General features: G+C 71.9%; 17 protein-coding genes. 11 read left to right on the top strand and 6 right to left on the bottom strand.

Translation table 11 applies throughout. The features are described from left to right. Window positions 1-4 precede the first annotated feature (4 nt). The 3 genes from ispD to ACLQ2T_RS04590 are packed head-to-tail and all read left to right on the top strand — an operon-like array spanning window position 5 to window position 2,408. Window positions 5-700, top strand: a complete 696-nt coding sequence (gene ispD / locus ACLQ2T_RS04600) for a 2-C-methyl-D-erythritol 4-phosphate cytidylyltransferase (protein WP_425764710.1) — start codon at window positions 5-7, stop codon at window positions 698-700. Between the two features lie 13 nt (window positions 701-713). Next, window positions 714-1,199: a 2-C-methyl-D-erythritol 2,4-cyclodiphosphate synthase gene (gene ispF, locus ACLQ2T_RS04595; protein WP_425764868.1), complete on the top strand. Its 486-nt coding sequence runs from the start codon at window positions 714-716 to the stop codon at window positions 1,197-1,199. 9 nt (window positions 1,200-1,208) lie between these two features. After that, window positions 1,209-2,408 carry a tetratricopeptide repeat protein gene (locus ACLQ2T_RS04590; RefSeq protein WP_425764709.1) on the top strand — a complete coding sequence of 400 codons (1,200 nt, stop codon included), beginning with the start codon at window positions 1,209-1,211 and terminating at the stop codon, window positions 2,406-2,408. Between the two features lie 28 nt (window positions 2,409-2,436). Here ACLQ2T_RS04590 and ACLQ2T_RS04585 read toward each other — a convergent pair whose 3' ends face one another. After that, complete coding sequence (locus tag ACLQ2T_RS04585; RefSeq protein ID WP_425764708.1) at window positions 2,437-3,627, bottom strand: homogentisate 1,2-dioxygenase; 1,191 nt, start codon at window positions 3,625-3,627, stop codon at window positions 2,437-2,439. A gap of 83 nt (window positions 3,628-3,710) precedes the next feature. On the opposite strand from ACLQ2T_RS04585, the gene ACLQ2T_RS04580 reads away from it, so the two are divergent. The 4 genes from ACLQ2T_RS04580 (at window position 3,711) to ACLQ2T_RS04565 (ending at window position 7,547) form a co-directional block, all read left to right on the top strand. Further along, entirely contained in the window at window positions 3,711-4,577 is an 867-nt protein-coding gene (locus tag ACLQ2T_RS04580; RefSeq protein WP_425764707.1) for a hypothetical protein, read from the top strand. Then, window positions 4,574-5,782: a fumarylacetoacetase gene (gene fahA / locus ACLQ2T_RS04575; RefSeq protein WP_425764706.1), complete on the top strand. Its 1,209-nt coding sequence runs from the start codon at window positions 4,574-4,576 to the stop codon at window positions 5,780-5,782. The genes ACLQ2T_RS04580 and fahA overlap by 4 nt, the downstream gene beginning before the upstream one ends. A 168-nt stretch (window positions 5,783-5,950) precedes the next feature. Next, a complete protein-coding gene (locus ACLQ2T_RS04570) occupies window positions 5,951-6,157 on the top strand; it encodes a DUF397 domain-containing protein (RefSeq protein WP_425764705.1) in 207 nt (68 codons plus the stop codon). A gap of 145 nt (window positions 6,158-6,302) precedes the next feature. Beyond that, window positions 6,303-7,547: a PQQ-binding-like beta-propeller repeat protein gene (locus ACLQ2T_RS04565; RefSeq protein WP_425764704.1), complete on the top strand. Its 1,245-nt coding sequence runs from the start codon at window positions 6,303-6,305 to the stop codon at window positions 7,545-7,547. Window positions 7,548-7,676: 129 nt separating this feature from the next. Here the strand turns inward: ACLQ2T_RS04565 and hisC are convergent, their stop codons facing one another. Genes hisC through hppD form a run of 4 tightly spaced genes read right to left on the bottom strand, consistent with a single transcriptional unit; the run spans window position 7,677 to window position 11,722 of the window. Further along, the gene (gene hisC, locus ACLQ2T_RS04560) at window positions 7,677-8,777 is read right to left on the bottom strand and encodes a histidinol-phosphate transaminase (RefSeq protein WP_425764703.1); all 1,101 of its coding nucleotides are present in this window, start codon (window positions 8,775-8,777) and stop codon (window positions 7,677-7,679) included. Next, window positions 8,774-9,682: an RDD family protein gene (locus ACLQ2T_RS04555; RefSeq protein WP_425764702.1), complete on the bottom strand. Its 909-nt coding sequence runs from the start codon at window positions 9,680-9,682 to the stop codon at window positions 8,774-8,776. Before ACLQ2T_RS04555 ends, hisC begins: the two co-directional genes overlap by 4 nt. 22 nt (window positions 9,683-9,704) lie before the next feature. Further along, window positions 9,705-10,505 carry an RDD family protein gene (locus ACLQ2T_RS04550; protein WP_425764701.1) on the bottom strand — a complete coding sequence of 267 codons (801 nt, stop codon included), beginning with the start codon at window positions 10,503-10,505 and terminating at the stop codon, window positions 9,705-9,707. Between the two features lie 11 nt (window positions 10,506-10,516). After that, complete coding sequence (gene hppD / locus ACLQ2T_RS04545; protein WP_425764700.1) at window positions 10,517-11,722, bottom strand: 4-hydroxyphenylpyruvate dioxygenase; 1,206 nt, start codon at window positions 11,720-11,722, stop codon at window positions 10,517-10,519. A 138-nt stretch (window positions 11,723-11,860) separates the two neighbouring features. Here hppD and ACLQ2T_RS04540 point away from each other — a divergent pair, with 138 nt between their 5' ends. Further along, on the top strand, window positions 11,861-12,364 hold the full coding sequence (locus ACLQ2T_RS04540; protein ID WP_425764699.1) for an Lrp/AsnC family transcriptional regulator: 504 nt from the start codon (window positions 11,861-11,863) through the stop codon (window positions 12,362-12,364). A 6-nt stretch (window positions 12,365-12,370) separates the two neighbouring features. Here the strand turns inward: ACLQ2T_RS04540 and ACLQ2T_RS04535 are convergent, their stop codons facing one another. Continuing rightward, on the bottom strand, window positions 12,371-13,357 hold the full coding sequence (locus ACLQ2T_RS04535) for an ArsR/SmtB family transcription factor (protein WP_425764698.1): 987 nt from the start codon (window positions 13,355-13,357) through the stop codon (window positions 12,371-12,373). A 66-nt stretch (window positions 13,358-13,423) separates the two neighbouring features. Here ACLQ2T_RS04535 and ACLQ2T_RS04530 point away from each other — a divergent pair, with 66 nt between their 5' ends. The 3 genes from ACLQ2T_RS04530 (at window position 13,424) to ACLQ2T_RS04520 (ending at window position 18,117) form a co-directional block, all read left to right on the top strand. Beyond that, entirely contained in the window at window positions 13,424-14,731 is a 1,308-nt protein-coding gene (locus tag ACLQ2T_RS04530; protein WP_425764697.1) for an MFS transporter, read from the top strand. Between the two features lie 103 nt (window positions 14,732-14,834). Next, entirely contained in the window at window positions 14,835-16,289 is a 1,455-nt protein-coding gene (locus ACLQ2T_RS04525; protein WP_425764696.1) for a PQQ-binding-like beta-propeller repeat protein, read from the top strand. A gap of 166 nt (window positions 16,290-16,455) precedes the next feature. After that, window positions 16,456-18,117 carry a fumarate hydratase gene (locus tag ACLQ2T_RS04520; RefSeq protein ID WP_425764695.1) on the top strand — a complete coding sequence of 554 codons (1,662 nt, stop codon included), beginning with the start codon at window positions 16,456-16,458 and terminating at the stop codon, window positions 18,115-18,117. Window positions 18,118-18,243: the final 126 nt, after the last annotated feature.

Raw genomic sequence — 18,243 nt, 5'->3', positions numbered from 1 at the left:
CGACGTGACCGCGCAGCTGAATCCGTGCGGTGACGTCGCGGTCCTCGTGCCTGCGGCCGGTGCCGGGGTACGCCTCGGCCCCGGTCGACCCAAGGCACTGCGGCTGCTGGCCGGGGAGCCGCTGCTGGTGCACGCGGTCCGCCGACTGGCAGCCGCCACCTCGGTGCACACCATCGTGGTGGCCGCCCCGATCGCGGAGATCACGGCCGTGCGCGACCTGCTGGCCCCGATCGCCCCGGTGACAGTGGTGCCCGGCGGGGCCGAACGGCAGGAGTCCGTGGCCGCCGCCCTGGCCGCCGTACCGGCCGGACCGGACATCATCCTGGTGCACGACGCGGCCCGGGCACTGACCCCGCCCGCCCTGGTGGACTCGGTGGCGGCTGCGGTGCGCTCGGGTCACGACGCGGTGATCCCGGTCCTGCCGGTGGTCGACACGATCAAGGAGGTCGACGCGGGGGAGCTGGTGCTCGGCACGGTCGATCGTCGGGCCCTGCGGGCGGTGCAGACCCCACAGGGCTTCCGCCGATCCGTACTGACCGCCGCCCACGCCGCTGCCGGTGACGCCTTGACCGACGACGCCGGGCTGGTGGAGAAGCAGGGGGTACCGGTGTTCTGTGTTCCCGGGTCGGACCTCGCTCTGAAGATCACCCGGCCCTTCGACCTGGCCCTGGCCGAGCACCTGCTGGCTACCGGGCTCTGACGCGTACCCTCGAATCATGATCGTTCCTAGGGTGGCCATCGGCACGGACGTGCACGCCTTCGCCGCCGGGCGACCCTGCTGGGTGGCCGGCCTGCACTGGCCGGACCAGGACGGTCTGGCCGGGCACTCCGACGCCGACGTGGTCGCGCACGCCGCCTGCAACGCCCTGCTGTCGGCCGCCGGGCTGGGCGATCTCGGCGCCAACTTCGGGGTGGACCAGCCGGAGTGGGCCGGGGCCAGCGGAGTACGCCTGCTGGTCGAGTCCGCGCGCCGGGTCCGCGCCGCCGGCTTCACCATCGGCAACGTGTCCGTGCAGGTGGTGGGGGTACGGCCCAAGATCGGTCCACGTCGGCAGGAGGCCGAGCGGGTGCTGTCGGAGGCGGTGGGCGCCCCGGTCACCCTGGCCGCCGCCACCACCGACGGACTGGGCTTCACCGGCCGCGGCGAGGGACTCGCCGGCATCGCGGTGGCCTTGGTGTACGCCCAACCAACCGCCTAGGCTCGCGCGATGTCCGCCGACGTTCCCACCGACCCGCCCACCGCCGACGGCTACCTGCAACGCGCCACCCTCCTCGCCGAACTGGGCCGCTACGACGAAGCCGTCGATGAACTCGGCTTCGCGCTGGCCCTGGACCCCGGGCACCCGCAGACCCTGGCCATGCTCGCCCGGGTGCACCTGGCCGCCGAACGGCCCCTTGAGGCGCTGGCCGCCGCCGAGTCCGCCGTCGCCGCCGCCCCGGGGCAGATCCCTCCGCTGGTGCTGCGTGGCCTGGCCCTCGGTGACCTGGAACGTTACGGCGAGGCCGCGCGTACCGCCGACGAGATCATGGCCCTGGGGCCGCAGGACGCGTACGCCCAACGCAGCGGGGCGGCGATCCTGGCCGGCTCCCGCAACGGTCAGCCGGCGTTGAACGCCGCCTGGCATGCCGTGGAGTTGGCACCGCAGGACCCGCAGGGGCATCTGGTGCTCGGTCTGGTGGCGGCGAACATGCGGATGTTCGATCTGGCCGAGCGGGCCTACCGGGAGGCGTTGCGGCTGGACCCGAGGCTGGCCGAGGCGGGTGAGGAGGTCGGGGTGCTGCGGCTGGAGCAACGGCGGTGGACCACCACCCTGGAGCGGCTGGCCGAGGCGGCCGTGCCGATCCTGCCGCCGACCGAACCCCGCCCGGCCGAGGGCCCCCGCCCGGAGCAGACTCCGGGTGATCCGGGCAAGCCCGACGGCCAGGCGCTCCCGCCCACCGGCCCGGGCGAGCAGCCGGGCTGGCCGACGGAGGAGCCGGCCAGGCCGGGTGGGCCGGTGACGGCCGGACGGGCCGACACGGGCCCGTTCGCCGCGCGTCGCCCGGTGCCGGCGGCGCTGCGGCAGTTCGTGCTCTGGGGTGCCGGCTGGTCGATCGTCGCCGCCCTGGTGATCGCCTGCTCGGCCACCACCGGTTCCGGATTCTCCCGGTTCATGGCGGTGCTGGCGGCCGCCGGTGGGGCGATCGTGCTCTGGCGGCACGCCTCCCGGTTGCCCGGCCTGACCCGGACCGTGTTGCCCGTCCTGCGGCGAACCGACCGTCCGCTGGTTCTGGCGGTGTACGCGGCCGCTGCCGCCCCCGCGTTGATCCTGCTCTACGCCCTGGTCGGTACGCCCTGGCCGCTGGTGTTGGCCATCGGCATCGCCACGGTCGCGCAGTTGACGATCGTCACCCGCCCGGTCGCCTGAAGCCCGCTGCCGGGTGGGCAGCGAGGCGTCAGGCGGTTGACGAGGGGCCCTCCGGCCAGCGGCGGGACCAGGTCCAGGCGTAGGCGTCGTCCTCGCAGTCCGCTGCCGCGTCGCACAGGTCCAGCGGGCGGAAGGTGTCGACCATGACGGCCAACTCGTCGAAGAAGTCGATCCCGATCGAGCGTTCCGCCGCCCCGGGCTGGGGACCGTGGGTGAAGCCGGAGGGGTGCAGGGAGATCGAGCCCTGTTCGATGCCGGAGCCGCGCCGCGCCTCGTAGTTGCCGCCGGTGTAGAAGAGCATCTCGTCGGAGTCGACATTGTGGTGGTGGTACGGCACCGGGATGGCGTCCGGGTGGTAGTCGACCTTGCGGGGGACGAACGAGCAGATCACGAAGTTCGGGCCCTGGAAGGTCTGGTGCACCGGTGGCGGCTGGTGGATCCGGCCGGTGATCGGCTCGAAGTCGTGGATGGAGAAGGCCCACGGGTACAGGTGACCGTCCCAGCCGACCACGTCGAAGGGGTGGTTGGCGTAGACGTGGCGGGTCCAGCCGCGACGGTGGCGGACCAGCACCTCCACATCGGTCTCCTCGACCAGCAGGGGCGCGTCCGGTCCCCGGACGTCCCGCTCGCAGTACGGGGAGTGCTCCAGGAACTGGCCGCGTACCGACAGGTAGCGCTTGGGTGGGCCGATGTGACCGGAGGCCTCGACGGCCAGCAGCCGGGTGGGGGTGTCGCCGGTGGGCACCAGTCGGTGCACCGTCGAGGTGGGAATGACCACGTAGTCCCCGGCCACCGCGTCCAGTACGCCGAAGGTCGACTCGACCCGCAGGTTGCCCGCCTCGACGTACAGGCAGTGGTCGCCGGTGGCGTCACGGAACAGCGGAGAGGGCTGGTCGGCCAGCACGTAGGCGATCCGTACGTCGTCGTTGGCGAGCAGGTAACGCCGACCCAGGATCGGGTCGGCCCCGGTGCCGTCGAGTTTGTGGGTGCGCAGGTGCCGGGGCTTGAGCGGCAGGTTGGGCACCCGGGTCACGGTCGGCGGGGTGAACTCCTCGGCGGCGACGATCGCGGTCGGCGCGTACCGGTGGTAGAGCAGGGACGAGTCGGAGGAGAAGCCCTCCTGGCCCATCAGCTCCTCGGTGTAGAGGCTGCCGTCGGGCTGCCGGAACTGGGTGTGGCGTTTGCGTGGCAGTTCGCCGACGCTGCGGTAGTACGGCATGTCGCCTCCCGGTCACCAGCTTGTGCGTCCGATTATCGGACGCTGTTGTCCGCTCCTTGTAGCGTCCCGTACATTCTTGTCTCGTGTCAACGCAGCTGCCCGCACTCGTCGCCGGTCTGGTCGACGATGCCGCCGTCTTCCCGCCGGGCAGCGCCTCGCTGCCCGACGCCGTGACCGCCCACCGAGGCCATCGCACCGCCTGGTACGCCGACCTGGTCGGCCCGCTGCTGCTGCCCGCCTCGAAGGTGACGGCGGGCGACCTGGACGGCCTGGTCGACCCGGCCGAGGGCTTCGTGATCGGGCTGATCGGCGACACCGGCCTGGACCGGCTGCCCTATGCGCTGTCGTTCCTGCCTCCGCTCGGGGTGACCGTCCGACAACTGGAGGCACCGGTCGCCAGGCGCGGTGAGGACCCGCAGCCCGGTCTGGGTGAGCTGATCATGCTTACCGAGCGGCTGGACGACGTCGCCGTGTTCGCGGAGATCCCGTTGACCTTCGGGCTGATGGCTGCCCTGGACACCCTGGCCGAGGCGAGATCCCGTGGCCTGACGGTGGCCGCCAAGTTCCGTACCGGCGGGCTGGCCGCCGAGCTGTTCCCCAGCCCGGCCGAGCTGGCCGCGGTCATCTGCGCCTGCCGGGACCGGGAGGTGCCGTTCAAGCTCACCGCCGGGCTGCACCACGCGGTGCGGCACCTGGACCCGGAGACCGGCATCACCCATCACGGCTTCGCCAACGTGCTCGCCGCGACGCTTGCCGCCGCCGAGGGTGCCGGGGTGGACGCGGTGACCGAACTGCTCACCGTCCGCGACGAGCGACCCCTGGTGCAGCAGATCGAGGGCCGGCACGACCTGGGGCGTCCGCTGTGGGTGGGCTTCGGCTCGTGCAGCATCGTGGAACCACTTACCGATCTGATCCGGCTGGGACTGGTGAACGGGGGATATCAGGCATGAGCGCGCAACAGAGCTGGGTGCCCGGGGCGCAGGATTCCGGTTTCGGGATCCACCACCTGCCGTACGGGGTGTTCCGGGTCGGCGACGGGGAACCACGCATCGGGGTACGCATCGCCGACCTGGTGCTGGACCTGACCGCCGCCGAGGAGGCCGGTCTGGTGCTGGCCGGTGGGGCACTGGGCCAGCCCACCCTGAACACCTTCCTGGCGCTGGGCCGCCCGCAGTGGACGGCGGTCCGCCAGCGGATCACCGAACTGCTCACCGACCCGGCCCACCGCCAGGCCGTGGAGCCGCTGCTGGTGCCGTTGGACCAGGTGCGGATGGAGTTGCCCATCGAGGTCGCCGACTACGTGGACTTCTACTCCTCGGAGCAGCACGCCTCCAACGTCGGGCAGATCTTCCGGCCCGGCCAGCCGGCCCTGTTGCCCAACTGGAAGCATCTGCCGATCGGCTACCACGGCCGCGCCGGTACCGTCGTGGTCTCCGGCACCCCGGTGGTACGCCCGCAGGGTCAGCGGCCGAGCAAGGAGGGGCCGGTCTTCGGCCCGTCGGCCCGGCTGGACATCGAGGCCGAGGTCGGGTTCGTGGTCGGGGTACCCAGTCCGCTCGGGTCCCGGGTGGCCGCCGCCGACTTCGCCGAGCACGTCTTCGGGGTGGTGCTGGTCAACGACTGGTCGGCCCGGGACATCCAGGCGTGGGAGTACCAGCCCCTGGGCCCCTTCCTGGGCAAGTCCTTCGCCACCTCCATCGCCGCCTGGGTGACCCCCCTGGAGGCGTTGGGGCACGCCCAGGTCGCCGCGCCGCAGCAGGATCCTGCGGTCCTCGACTATCTGCGCGACGAGCCGCATCTCGGACTCGACCTGCGGTTGACCGTGCACTGGAACGGCGAACAGGTCAGCCGGCCGCCGTTCGCCCAGATGTACTGGACTCCGGCCCAGCAGTTGGCCCACCTGACCGTCAACGGCGCCTCGCTGCGTACCGGTGACCTCTACGCCTCCGGCACCGTCTCCGGTGACCGGCGGGACCAGGTCGGCTCGTTCCTGGAGCTGACCTGGGGCGGCGCCGAGCCGGTGACCGTGGGGGGCGAGGAGCGCACCTTCCTGTTGGACGGCGACACCGTGACCATCACCGCCACCGCGCCCGGCCCGGACGGCACCTCCATCACCCTGGCCGAGGTCACCGGCACGATCGTGGAGGCCGGCTGACTTCATCCCGACAGGCCGTTGTCGCACCGGCTGTGCGATCAAGGTCGGGGGCCCGTCTCGTTGATCGCCTCGGATTCGTCGCCACGCGGCACCTGGCCGACCGGAACCCCGGTTCCGGTCGGCCAGGGAGCGGCGGGCGGCATGTCGAAGCCGAGGGAGATGACGACGATGCAAGATCTCGTGGGTGCGGTGTGGCGGACCAGTAGCCGCTCCAATGACCAGGGCCTCTGCGTGGAGGTGGCCGACAACCTGGCCCGCCTCGGCGTGGTGGGGGTACGCGACTCCAAGGACCAGGGCGGGCCGTTGCTGGTGGTCGGCACACGGGGCTGGCGCGCCTTCGTCGGTGCGGTCCGCGACGGCGACCTGGCTCGCTGAGGACCCCAGGGTCTCCGGGGCGGCAGCGCTGCCCCGGGGCCCGCACAGCGTGATCTCCTCGCACCGACCACCCCGCAGCGGGGCCTGACCGCAGCTAAGGGGTAGTTCCGACCGGTGGGTAGGGTGCCGGGCTGGGAGGTACGGCATGGGGTGGACGAGCAGTCGGCGGCGGATCGTGGCCGCGGTGGCGGCGACCGGGGTGGCCGGGACGCTGGCGCTCGTGGGATACCGGGTCCTGGCCCCGGCCGAGGTCAGCACCCCCGCTCGGGGCGACTATCCCGCCCTGAGCCGGCCGGAACCGAAGGTGGTGGGTCGCCTGCCGGTCGCCCCGTTGATCGTCGACGGTCGACTGCGGGTGTACGCGGCCGAGCGCCAGGTCTATGCCGACCAACCGGCCGACGGCCGGCACCGCAGCACCCCGTACTGGTCGTACCGTCGTTGGCCGGCGACCCTGGACGCGGTGGTGGCCAGCGGTACGACCGTGGTCAGCCGATGGTCCGACGGTGACCTGGTGGCCCTCGACGCGCGTACCGGGCGGGTCGCCTGGCGCGCACAGGGGCCGGAACCGGACGGCAAGCGCAGCGCCCGACGCACCGGGAGCGAGGTCGTCTGGCAGCCGCAGGGTCTCTCCGTGATCAGGACGGCCGAGGGCCGGGAAGCTGTGGTCAGCTCCGGGGCGGGCGAGGTGCGGGCCGTGGACCTGGCCGACGGGGGGCAGCTGTGGCGGGCCGAGGTGGGGCGTGGTTGCCGGGAACCGGTCGGCGGCAGCACCAGCGGCCAACTGCTCAGCCTGGACCGCTGCGCCGGACCGACCGTGGTCGAGTTCCGGGATGCGGCGACCGGTGTGGTGGCCGCCCGGTGGCGTCCCCCGGAGGCCGGCGAGGAGCTGACGGCGAACCTGATCGGCTGCGTTCCGACCGGCTGCGCCGGGCTGCGTACCGCCGGTCCGGGTGACGGGGCGGCCCGGGGCTGGCTGCTCGGCTCCGGCGAGCCGGTGGCCGCTGCGGCGCTGGACGGCGCGGAGGTCGAACTGCTCGACGGGACGGCCGTGACCCTGGCGGAGGGTGTGGTGGTGGGCCGGGCGGTGCGCGACGGCACCGAACGCTGGCGGACACCGGTGGGGCCGGGGCGGTTGATCGCTGTCCAGCCCGGCCGGGTGCATCTGGTGACCGAGGAGAACGAGCTGGTCACCTTGGAGCCGACCACCGGCCGTCAGATGTCGCGGTTCGTGCTGAATGTGGGTGCCGACGGCACCGGATGGGTGCCGGGCCGGGCGTACGCGGTCGACGGATACCTGGCGGTGGAGCGGCTGCGACCTTCGGTCGACCTCGAGGCCGACGATCACGGCTACTACTTCACGGCCGAGCCGTTGATCCTGGCGGCGACCTGACCGGAATTAACCACGAATCGGACAAAAGCCGCTTAAGCTATCTTCCATGGGCTTCCGGGCCGGTCCGCAGGGGGATGGCGGACCGGCCCGGCTCAGCTCGACGACCCGGTAGGCCGGGGCCTGTTCCGGTCAGGCCAGCGCCGACTCGGCCGCGGCCAGGAAGGCGTCGTTCTCGGCCGGGGTGCCGATGGTGACCCGGACCCCGTCGCCCGGGAACGGCCGGACGATCACGCCCCGGGCCTCGCACGCCTTGCCGAACTCCAGCGCCCGCTCGCCCAGCGGCAGCCAGACGAAGTTCGCCTGGCTGGCGGGCACGTCCGGGATCAGCTTGCCCAGCGCCTCGGTGACCCGCTCCCGCTCGGCCACGACCAGGGCGCACCGTCGCTGCATCTCGTCGGCCTGCGCCAGCGCGGCCAGCGCCCCGGCCTGGGCCGCCATGCTGCTGGAGAAGGGGGTTACGACCTTGCGTACCGCCGCCGCCACCTGCGGCTGGGCGACCAGGAAGCCGATCCGCAGGCCGGCCAGCCCCCAGGCCTTGGACAGGGTGCGCAGCACGGCCACGTTGGGCCGGTCCGCGTAGGTCAGCCCGTCGGGCACCTCCGGGTCGGTGACGAACTCCCGGTACGCCTCGTCGATCACCACCAGCACGTCGTCCGGCACATCGTCCAGGAAGCGGTCCAACTCCGCCCGGCGCAGGGCGGTGCCGGTCGGGTTGTTGGGGTTGCAGACCAGGATCATCCGGGTCCGGTCGGTCACCGCCGCGGCCATCGCCGCCAGATCGTGCCCGTGCCCGGTGTCGTTGGGCACCTTCACGCTGGTCGCGCCGCTGGTCGCCGCGATGATCGGGTACGCCTCGAAGGACCGCCAGGCGTAGATCAACTCGTCACCGGGCAGGCAGGTGGCCCGTACCAGGTGTTCGGCCAGGGCCACCGAACCGCAGCCGGTGGCGATCCGGTCGGTGTCCACCCCGTACCGGTCGGCCAGGGCCTGACGCAGCGCCACCACCCCCATGTCCGGGTAGCGGTGCACCCCGGCGGCGGCCTCGGCGACCGCCTCCACCACCCCGGGCAGCGGGCCGTACGGCACCTCGTTGCTGGCCAGCTTGATCGCCTCCGGCAGACCCAGTTCCCGAGCCAGGTCGGCCGGGCTGCGGCCGGGCACGTAGTTGGGCAGCACGTCCAGGTCGGCGCGGGTCAGCCGCACTGTCGGCTGGCGTCCGGTGTCGGTCATGAGGCATCTCCGGGTGGGTTGGTGCGATCGGCAGGGGTACGGGGAACCTTGACCACCACGGTCTGCGCCCGCTTGTCGTGCAGCGCCTGCCGCAGCGGGTGGTCGAAGAGTGGGGAGAGGGCGTCGAACAACTGGAGCAGCAGACCGAGCCCGCAGCAGTACCAGAGCAGGGTGGGCAGGCCCAGGGTGTTCCACCGCCGCAGCGCGCGGGCGAAGCCCAGCGGGGCGTCCGCCTCGACCGGCACCGCCCGGATGCCCACCAGTCGCTTGCCGAAGCTCTGCCCGCTGGCCGCCATCGACGGCACCTCGTACGCCAGCCAGAGCATCGTGGCGATCAGCAGGATCACCACGATCAACGAGCCGGTCTGGTCGCCCGCCTGCGGCAGGGGCTCGGTGTTGCGTTCCGGATTCTGAAGTCGTCGCCCGAACTCGTTGAGCGGCGCCGAGACCTCGTCCAGCAGACGTGCCACGAACCAGCCGTTGACCAGCACGTTGAGCAGGAACACGATGCCGAAGTCGATGAGCCTGGCACTGAGTCGAGCGCCGAAGCCGGCCAGCGGCATACCGTGCGGCCGGGGCTCCGGAGGGCGTCCAGGCCAGGTCGGGTACGGCCAGCCGGGCGGTGGCCCGTGCCGAGGATCACCGACCGGTGGCACCTGCTGCCAGCCACCCGGCGCGGGGTAGCCCGGGGGTGGGCCGGCGGGCGGTGTGGGAGGCGTGAGGGCGGGCGGCGTCGGCTCGGGTTCCGGTTCCGGTTCCGGTGCCGGTTCGGGCTCGGGCGGGGGTGGGCCCTCGGGTGGTGTGGCGTCCACCGGGATGGGCGCGCCGATCCAGCCCTCGCCGTCCCAGTATCTGCGGGTTTGCGGGTCGGCGGGGTCGACGTACCAGCCGGGTGCCACGCTCACGGCGCGGCCTTGTTGTGCTCGGTCACCTGGCCACCTTAACGACGACGGTCCCGGCGAACTTGTCGTGGAGGCACTGCTGCCAGGGCTTGTCCCACAGTTGCCAGAGGCCGTCGACGTAGCTGCCGCCCGGCACCAGCGACCCGCCGACGAACTCCACGAGGTACCGCTTGCCGGCCATCCGTCGATCGAGGGTGGCGGTCGGATCGAGCGGAACCACCTGCAGGTCCATCACCTTCTTGCCGAGGGTCTGCCCGGTCCGCTTGAGGTACTCGACGTGGTACAGCCAGTAGATCCCGAACATGAACACGAGGAGCGCGGCCTGGAGCAGCAGCATCGGCAGCAGGATCTCCATGAAGAACGACCCGAGATCCGCCACGGTGCCGTCCGGGTTGGTCTCCGGATTCACGGCCAGGATCCGGGCCATGAAGATCACGAAAAGTGGCACGAACACCACCGCCAGGGCAGCCATCACGACGGCGGTGTCGATCAGGTAGGCCAGCAGCCGGTCACCGAAGCTGGCCAGCGGCTGCCCGCCCGGTCCCCGTACCGGCGGGGGCGGCCCGACCTTCCAGCCCGGCGGTGGTGGCCCCGGTGCCCAGCCCGGCGGCGGGGGGCCGGGTGCCCAGCCCGGTGGGGGCTGACCCGGGGACCAGCCCGGCGGGGGAGGCGGGGCGGCCCGGTCCGCAGCGGGCGGGGCGTACTGGGGTGGGGGACCGGTGGGCGACGGGGCGCCACCGGCGGTGGGCGGCGGCTCACCGGAGGGCGAGCCGCCGTGCTGCGGCCCACCGGCCGGCGACGTCGGGTGCGGCGAAGGCTGATTCACCCTTGAGATTGTTACAGGTTTCCGCGCTTCTCCTGCTCACGCTCGATCGCCTCGAAGAGGGCCTTGAAGTTGCCCTTGCCGAAGCCGAGCGAACCGTGCCGCTCGATGAGCTCGAAGAAGACCGTCGGGCGGTCCTGCACCGGCTTGGTGAAGATCTGGAGCAGGTAACCGTCCTCGTCCCGGTCGACCAGGATCTTGCGGGCCTTCAGCTCCTCGATCGGCACCCGTACCTCGCCGATGCGGGCCCGCAGCTCCGGGTCGTCGTAGTACGAGTCCGGGGTGTCCAGGAAGTCGACACCGGCGGCCCGCATCGCGTCGACACTGGCCAGGATGTCGTTGGTGGCCACGGCGATGTGCTGGGCGCCGGGGCCCTGGTAGAACTCCAGGTACTCGTCGATCTGCGACTTCTTGCGGGCGATGGCGGGCTCGTTGAGCGGGAACTTCACCTTGCGGGTGCCGTTGGCGACGACCTTGCTCATCAGCGCCGAGTAGTCCGTGGCGATGTCGTCACCGATGAACTCGGCCATGTTGCTGAAGCCCATGACCCGCTTGTAGAACTCGACCCACTCGTCCATCCTGCCGAGTTCCACGTTGCCGACGATGTGGTCGACGGCCTGGAAGAAACGCTTCGGCTGGAGGCCGGCGTCGATCATCGGCTGCCGGTTCACGATCGGGCCCCGGGCCACGAAGCCGGGCAGGAAGGGGCCGGTGTAGCGGGACCGGTCGACCAGGGTGTGCCGGGTGTCGCCGTACGCGGCGATGGCGGCCATCCGGACGGTGCCGTGCTCGTCGCTGACGTCGTGCGGCTCCAGCAGACCGGCCGCACCCTGCGCGGTGGCGTGCGCGTACGCGGCGTCCACGTCCGGCACCTCCAGCGCGATGTCGCTGACCCCGTCGCTGTGCTTCGCCACGTGGTCGGCGCCGTCGGCGTCCGGGCGTACCGCCCCGGTCAGCACGAACCGGGCCGAACCGCTGGTCAACACGTACTGGGCGTGGTCACGGTAGCCCTGCTCCGGGCCCCGGTACGCGACACAGGTCATGCCGAAGGCGGTGGAGTAGTAGTGCGCGGCCTGCTTGGCGTTGCCGACCAGGAAGTGCACGTGGTCCAGACCCTTGACCGGGAAGGGGTCCTTGGTGATGTCGTGGTTGACGGCGCCGACTAGGGCATCGACGTCGACGTCGTCGGTCGACTGGGGTCGGTCGATCGCCTGGGTCATGGTGGCCTCCCTTGCGTACCGGCCGGCCTGTTCGGCCGACGCTGTGCTCCTTCCCCGGACTATCACGGTGAGGCCGCTCACTGGGCAACTGTCAGTCACACGGCTGGTCAGGTTGCACAACAAGTAGGGTGTCAAGCCGTGAACCCTGGACAGGATGTACAGCTTGATGCCTTGGACGTCAGCTTGATCGAGCTGCTCGCCGCGGAACCCCGGATCGGGGTACTGGAGTGCTCCCGTCGGTTGGGGGTGGCCCGGGGCACCGTCCAGGCCCGACTGGACAAACTGGTCGACCGGGGGGTGATCGGCGGCTTCGGGCCGGAGGTGTCGCCGGCCGCGATCGGGTTCACGGTGACCAGCTTCGTCACCCTGGAGATCAGTCAACGGCACGGGCACGACCCGGTGGCCAACCACCTGGCCGGGATTCCCGAGGTGCTGGAGGCGCACACCATCACCGGCTCCAGTGACCTGCTCTGCCGGATCGTGGCCCGCTCCAACACCGACCTGCAACGGGTGATCGACCAGATCGTCGCGTACGAGGGCATCCGCCGGGCCTCCACGATCATCGCCCTGGCCGAGCAGATCCCCTACCGGGTCCTCCCCCTGGTCCGCTCCGCCCTGCGGGAGGCAAAGGCCCCATATTGACGTCGATCAGTCGGCGGCCAGGGCGTCGCCCAGGGGGGTGCGGCGGTAGCGCACCGCCCGGCCGGTACGGATCCGGCTGACCAGCCCGGCCTCGCGCAACACCGTGAGATGGTCGCCGACCCCGCCCAGGCTGAGCCCCAGCTGGGCGACGAGTTGACTGGTGGTGGCGGGCAGGGCCAGGGCCCGCAGCACGGCCGCCCGCGAGCGTCCGACCAGCCGGTCCAGGGCGTCGTCGGGCCGGGCCGGGTCGGGCGGCCCGAGCAACTCGGCCACCCCGGAGGCCCGGTAGACGATTGCGTACGGCCAGGGCTGCTCCACGTAGGTGATCAGGGTGCCGAAGACGGTGGGCACGAACAGCAGGCCTCGCCCGGCCAGTGAGTGGGTTTCCGGGTCGTCGCCGCTGATCTCGATGACCCCGACGTCACCGGGGATCCAGCGCAGTCGGGGGTCCAGGTCCGCGATGGCCGCGCCCCAGCCGTAGGCGAGCAGGCGGCCCGCCCGCCGCACCAGATCACGTTCCAGGATGGCACGCAGGCGCGGCCAGTCCGGCTCGACAAGCGCCTGCCAGGCCGCCTCGATGGCGTCCGCGATCAGGTCGACCACCTCCGGCGAGGCGTAGATCTGGCGGGCGTACGCCGGTGGGGTGGCCCGGGGACCGGCCAGGTTGCGGGCCAACTCGTCGCGGGCCTGGGCCAGCGGGGTGGCCCGGACCGCGGCCAGTTCCCCGTGGAAGTCCCGGGCCGAGCCGTCCGGCGGAGGCTGGATGAAGTCGGCGTTGTAACCGCCGCGACGCAGCAGCGCCAGCAGGGCACCGACCGCCGGTACCTCCCGACGCAGCCGGTCGTAGGCGGGTCGGGTCCGGGCCACCCACGGCCCCAGGCCGTCGGTGGACCGTTGACCGGCGTGCAGCCGCAGGGCGGACACCGTCTCGCCCAGCGGGGAGATGGCGTACCGACTGGCTGCCAGGTCGGCGGGGGTGACCTCGATCCGCACGGCTCCACCTTTCGTCCTCAAGCGAAAGGATAGAGCGGACCGGGGCTTTCGGACCAGGCTGACGGCGTGAGCGACACGAGTACCCCGGCCCTCGACCGACCGGCGACCTTCGGCGACGTCTTCGCGGTGGCCGAGTTCCGGGTGATCTTCGGCGGCTTCGGGATCTTCATGATCGGCGAGACCGTGAAGATGCTCGCGCTGTCCGTGTTGGTCTACGAGCGCACCGGCTCGGGGTTGCTGGCCGCCCTGGCGTACGTGACCGGGTTTCTGCCGCACGCCCTCGGTGGGGTGTTCCTGCTGGCCCTGGCCGACCGGATGCCGGCCCGAGCCCTGATCGTCGGGTACGACCTGCTGCGGCTGGTGATGGTCGCGGTGCTCGCCACCGGGATGCTGTCGCCGCCGGTGATGCTCACCCTGGTCGCCGTCGTGGCCCTGTTCGGCCCGGTGAGCAGCGCCGCCCGCACCGCGCTGCTGCCCGAGGTGCTGCACGGCGACGCGTACGTGCTCGGGCGGTCCCTGCTCTCGGTGGCCGCCGGGGGCACCCAGGTCGCCGGCTTCGCCGTCGGTGGGCTGCTGCTGGGGCTGGTAGGTCCCTACGGCGCGCTCTGGCTGACCGCCCTGACCTGCGGCCTCTCCGCCCTGCTGGTGCGACTGGGCCTGGCCGCCCGCCCCGCCCGGATCCGCCGGGCCGCCGAGGGTGCTGATCGGGCGGCCGAGGGTGCTGATCGGGCGGCCGAGGGTGCTGATCGGGCGGCCGAGGGCAAGCGGCGGAGCAGGGGCGGTGCGGTCCGGGAGACCCTGCGGGTCAACCGGGAACTGCTGGCCGATCGCCGCATCCGAGGGCTGTTGCTGGCCCAGTGGCTGCCCGGCTCCCTGCTGGTCGGGGCGGAAGGGGTGGCGGTGCCGTACGCGGCGGATCTGGGGCCGGGGGCCAGCGCCGGGGTACTGCTGATGGCCGGTGCGGGCGGAATGCTGGTCGGTGACCTGCTGGTGGGTCGGTTCGTGTCGCCGGCCGGCCGGGAACGGTTGACCCCCTGGCTCTCGCTGCTGCTCGGCGTACCGATGCTGGCGTTCGTGGCCCGACCCGGGCTGGTGCCGGCGGCGGCGCTGTTCGCGGTGGCCACCGCGGGCTTCGCCTACCAGTTGGGGCTGGCCCGGCGCTTCCTGGAGGCGGTGCCGGAGCTGCGTCGGGGGCAGGCCTTCGGGCTGGTCAGCACGGGGATGATGGCGATGCAGGGGCTGGCGGCGGCGGGCGCGGGCGGGCTGAGTGAGCTGCTCGCCCCGGGCATCGTGATGGCGGTGGCCGGGGCGGCCTCGATCGCCGCGACGCTGACCCTGTGGCCGGTCCTGAAGCCTGCCGCCAGGCAGTGTTAACAAGGGGCCCTGCTACTACCGCAGGCGTTAATAAGGTGCCCTTCCTTTCCCGACACGCGGTGTGGTGCGGGCGGTCAGGGGTGCGGGTGGCTACCGTGTTCCGGTGGCGAAGGGCAGTGGCCTCGGCGTGCGTGGCTGGCTGTTGCTTGCCCTGACCGCCGTCGTCGTGCTGGCCGCCACCGGAGTCTGGAACCCCTTCCCGGGGGTGTGGGACTGGGTCAACCGACGATCCCCGATCTCCGAGCCGGATGTGCTCTGGCAGCAGCGCATCGGAGGCACCCCGCGCAGCGTCACCATCGCCGGGCAGACCGTCGTGGTCGAGCAACGCACCCGGGTCGAGGCCCGCAGCCTGGCCAACGGCAGCCAACTCTGGGAGCGCAAGGCCGACTGGAGCGCGGTGGCCGGCGGCGGTGCCGAGGCCGTGGTGGCCGTCGGTCGCCTGCTGGTCAAGGGGTACGAGGTCCTGGATCCCGGTACCGGGGCTACCCGTCGGCGGGACAACGATGCCGTGGCCGTCTGGACCTACCGCAACCTGCTGCTGGACGCCCGCTGTGTGGAGGCCACCGACTGCACCCTGAGCGCCTGGGAACCCCGGGGGACCGCGCCGCTGTGGACGGCCTTCCTGCCCGGGGTCAGCAGTGGCCTGCTGGCCGACAACCCGAACCTGCTGGACAGTCGTCGACTGACCAGCGCCCGGATCCACGGGCAGGTGGCCGGCCCGGAGGCCGTACCGGCGCTGCTCGGGTTCCCGGTCGACGGGCGGGTGCACGTGGTCGACACCGCGACCGGTCGGGTGTTGCAGGACGTGGAGCCGGGACGCGACGAGCGGCTGGCGGTGATCGGTGGACGCCTGTTGCGCATCGTCGCCCGCTCCCAGGACGGCAACTGCTACTTCACCATCTCCGGCCGGGACGCGGTCACCGGTCAGGAGATCTGGCAGCGCTCCGGGCTCAACCTGCGTACCGCCGACAGCGCGGGATGTGTGCAACGGGAGGACCCCTACGGTGCCCGTAACGTGCTGGTAGGGGTGGCGCCGGACGGTCGGGAGGCCGTCATCGACGGGTACGACGGGCGGCTGCTGCTGGCCACCGAGAACTCCGAACGGGTGCTCGCCGTGGACGACCGGTACGCGGTGGTGCGTACCGCCGGTCGGGACGGGCTCTCCGGCCGTGAACTCAGCTCCGGGCAGGTCCGGTGGAACCGGCCGGCCGGCGAGAAGGCCGGCGCGGCCCTGACCCCGTACGCGGCCGTGGTGACCGAGGAGAAACCGAACCGGCTGGTGGCCCTGGATCCGCGTACCGGCCGGGAACTTCTCGGGTTGCGGACCTCCGCCAACGCGCTGGCGGTCGGCCCGGCGGGGATGGTGATCGGGGAGGGCCGCGAGATCGGGTACATCCGGTTCGGTACGACGACCGGTGACCCGGCAGGTGACGGCGGTCCGGCCCGCGATCGGGACGGGAACGGACCTGATCCGGCAGGCACCGGCGGGGTGCCGGGACCCCAGGGCAGTTGCGGGCCGAAGAACGAGTTGTGCAGCGCCCCCGATTCCGGCAAGTGACCTGGCCGGTACGGAGAAAGGGCGAGCGTCACCATCACCGGCGGCGGGTAGGAGTGATCGAACCTTCTGCCCTAGGCTTTGCCGTCATGAGCGAGCGTCAGCGAGCGAGTCACGGGTGTGGTGCGGTGGTGTCCGACAGCGGCACGGAGCGCAGCGGAGTTCCGGCATGAGCACGGAGTTCTCGTACTCTCCGCTGCTGCCCACCGGGCCGGACCAGACGGAGTACCGCCTGATCACCGACGAGGGCGTCGACGTGGTCAACGGCCCGGGTGGCCGTCGGTTCCTCACCGTGGACCCGGCCGCGTTGACGGCGTTGACCGCCGAGGCGATGCACGACATCGCCCACTTCCTGCGGCCGGCGCACCTGGCCCAGCTGCGGTCGATCATCGATGACCCGGCGGCCTCGCCGAACGACCGGTTCGTCGCCCTGGATCTGCTGCGCAACGCCAACATCGCCGCCGGCGGGGTGCTGCCGATGTGTCAGGACACCGGCACCGCGATCGTGATGGGCAAGCGGGGTCGGCACGTGCTCACCGACGGCAGCGACGCCGAGGCGATCTCGCGTGGGGTGTGGCAGGCGTACACCCGGCTGAACCTGCGCTACTCGCAGCTCGCCCCGCTGACCATGTGGGAGGAGCGCAACACCGGCAGCAACCTGCCCGCCCAGGTGGAGCTGTACGCCGAGGACCCGGACGGGCACCCGGACGCCTACAAGTTCCTGTTCATGGCCAAGGGGGGCGGCTCGGCCAACAAGTCGTACCTCTACCAGGAGACCAAGGCGCTGCTGAACCCGACCCGGATGATGCAGTTCCTGGAGGAGAAGCTGCGGCTGATCGGCACCTCGGCCTGCCCGCCGTACCACCTGGCCGTGGTGATCGGCGGCACCAGCGCCGAGTACGCCCTGAAGACCGCCAAGTACGCCTCCGCCAAGTACCTCGACGCGTTGCCCACCTCCGGCTCGATGACCGCGCACGGCTTCCGTGACCTGGAGCTGGAGGCGGAGGTGCTGGAGCTGACCCGCAACTTCGGCATCGGGGCACAGTTCGGTGGGCGCTACTTCTGCCACGACGTACGGGTGGTGCGGCTACCCCGGCACGGCGCCTCCTGCCCGGTGGCGATCGCGGTCTCCTGCTCGGCGGACCGGCAGGCGGTTGCCAAGATCACCCCGTCGGGGGTGTGGCTGGAGCGCCTCGAAACCGACCCGGCCCGCTACCTGCCGGAGGTCACCGAGGCGCAGCTGGACACCACCGAGGTGGTACGGGTCGACCTGAACCGGCCGATGGACGAGATCCGCGCCGAGCTGTCCAAGTACCCGGTCAAGACCCGGCTGTCTTTGACCGGCCCGCTGGTGGTGGCCCGGGACATCGCCCACGCCAAGATCGCCGAGTTGTTGGACGCGGGCGAACCGATGCCGCAGTACCTGCGCGACCACGCGGTCTACTACGCCGGCCCGGCGAAGACCCCGGAGGGCTACGCCTCCGGCTCCTTCGGCCCGACCACGGCCGGGCGGATGGATGCCTACGTGGAGAAGTTCCAGGCCGCCGGCGGGTCGATGGTGATGCTCGCCAAGGGCAACCGGTCCGCTCAGGTGACCCGCTCCTGCGAGCAGCACGGCGGCTTCTACCTGGGCTCGATCGGTGGCCCGGCGGCCCGGCTGGCCCAGGACTGCATCAAGCACGTCGAGGTCCTGGAGTACGCCGAGCTGGGCATGGAAGCGGTCTGGAAGATCGAGGTGGAGGACTTCCCGGCCTTCATCGTGGTCGACGACAAGGGCAACGACTTCTTCGCCGAGGTGACCAAGCCGGTGCTGACCATCGGCCGCCGCTGAGGGAGTGACATCGGTGCGCCCGCCTTTCGCAAAGCGGGCGCACCGCCCCCGTCGAGGGGCCCCCCCCGGGGGGAACCCGGGGTAGTCAAACGCCAGCCGCCCGTGTTAACAACAACAATAACAAAC

This window comes from Micromonospora sp. DT229 (genome assembly GCF_049844505.1).
In the GTDB taxonomy this organism is placed as follows: domain Bacteria; phylum Actinomycetota; class Actinomycetes; order Mycobacteriales; family Micromonosporaceae; genus Micromonospora.
The sequence above is the reverse complement of the archived record's forward strand: the minus strand, read 5'-3'. Positions and strand labels throughout refer to the sequence as shown.

Excerpts from the sequence above, each read along its gene's own strand:
- ACLQ2T_RS04590 (WP_425764709.1), top strand. The coding sequence starts at position 1,209 with ATGTCCGCCGACGTTCCCACCGACCCGCCCACCGCCGACGGCTACCTG.
- ACLQ2T_RS04585 (WP_425764708.1), bottom strand. The coding sequence starts at position 3,627 with ATGCCGTACTACCGCAGCGTCGGCGAACTGCCACGCAAACGCCACACC.
- fahA (WP_425764706.1), top strand. The coding sequence starts at position 4,574 with ATGAGCGCGCAACAGAGCTGGGTGCCCGGGGCGCAGGATTCCGGTTTC.
- ACLQ2T_RS04570 (WP_425764705.1), top strand. The coding sequence starts at position 5,951 with ATGCAAGATCTCGTGGGTGCGGTGTGGCGGACCAGTAGCCGCTCCAAT.
- ACLQ2T_RS04565 (WP_425764704.1), top strand. The coding sequence starts at position 6,303 with ATGGGGTGGACGAGCAGTCGGCGGCGGATCGTGGCCGCGGTGGCGGCG.
- hisC (WP_425764703.1), bottom strand. The coding sequence starts at position 8,777 with ATGACCGACACCGGACGCCAGCCGACAGTGCGGCTGACCCGCGCCGAC.
- hppD (WP_425764700.1), bottom strand. The coding sequence starts at position 11,722 with ATGACCCAGGCGATCGACCGACCCCAGTCGACCGACGACGTCGACGTC.
- ACLQ2T_RS04520 (WP_425764695.1), top strand. The coding sequence starts at position 16,456 with ATGAGCACGGAGTTCTCGTACTCTCCGCTGCTGCCCACCGGGCCGGAC.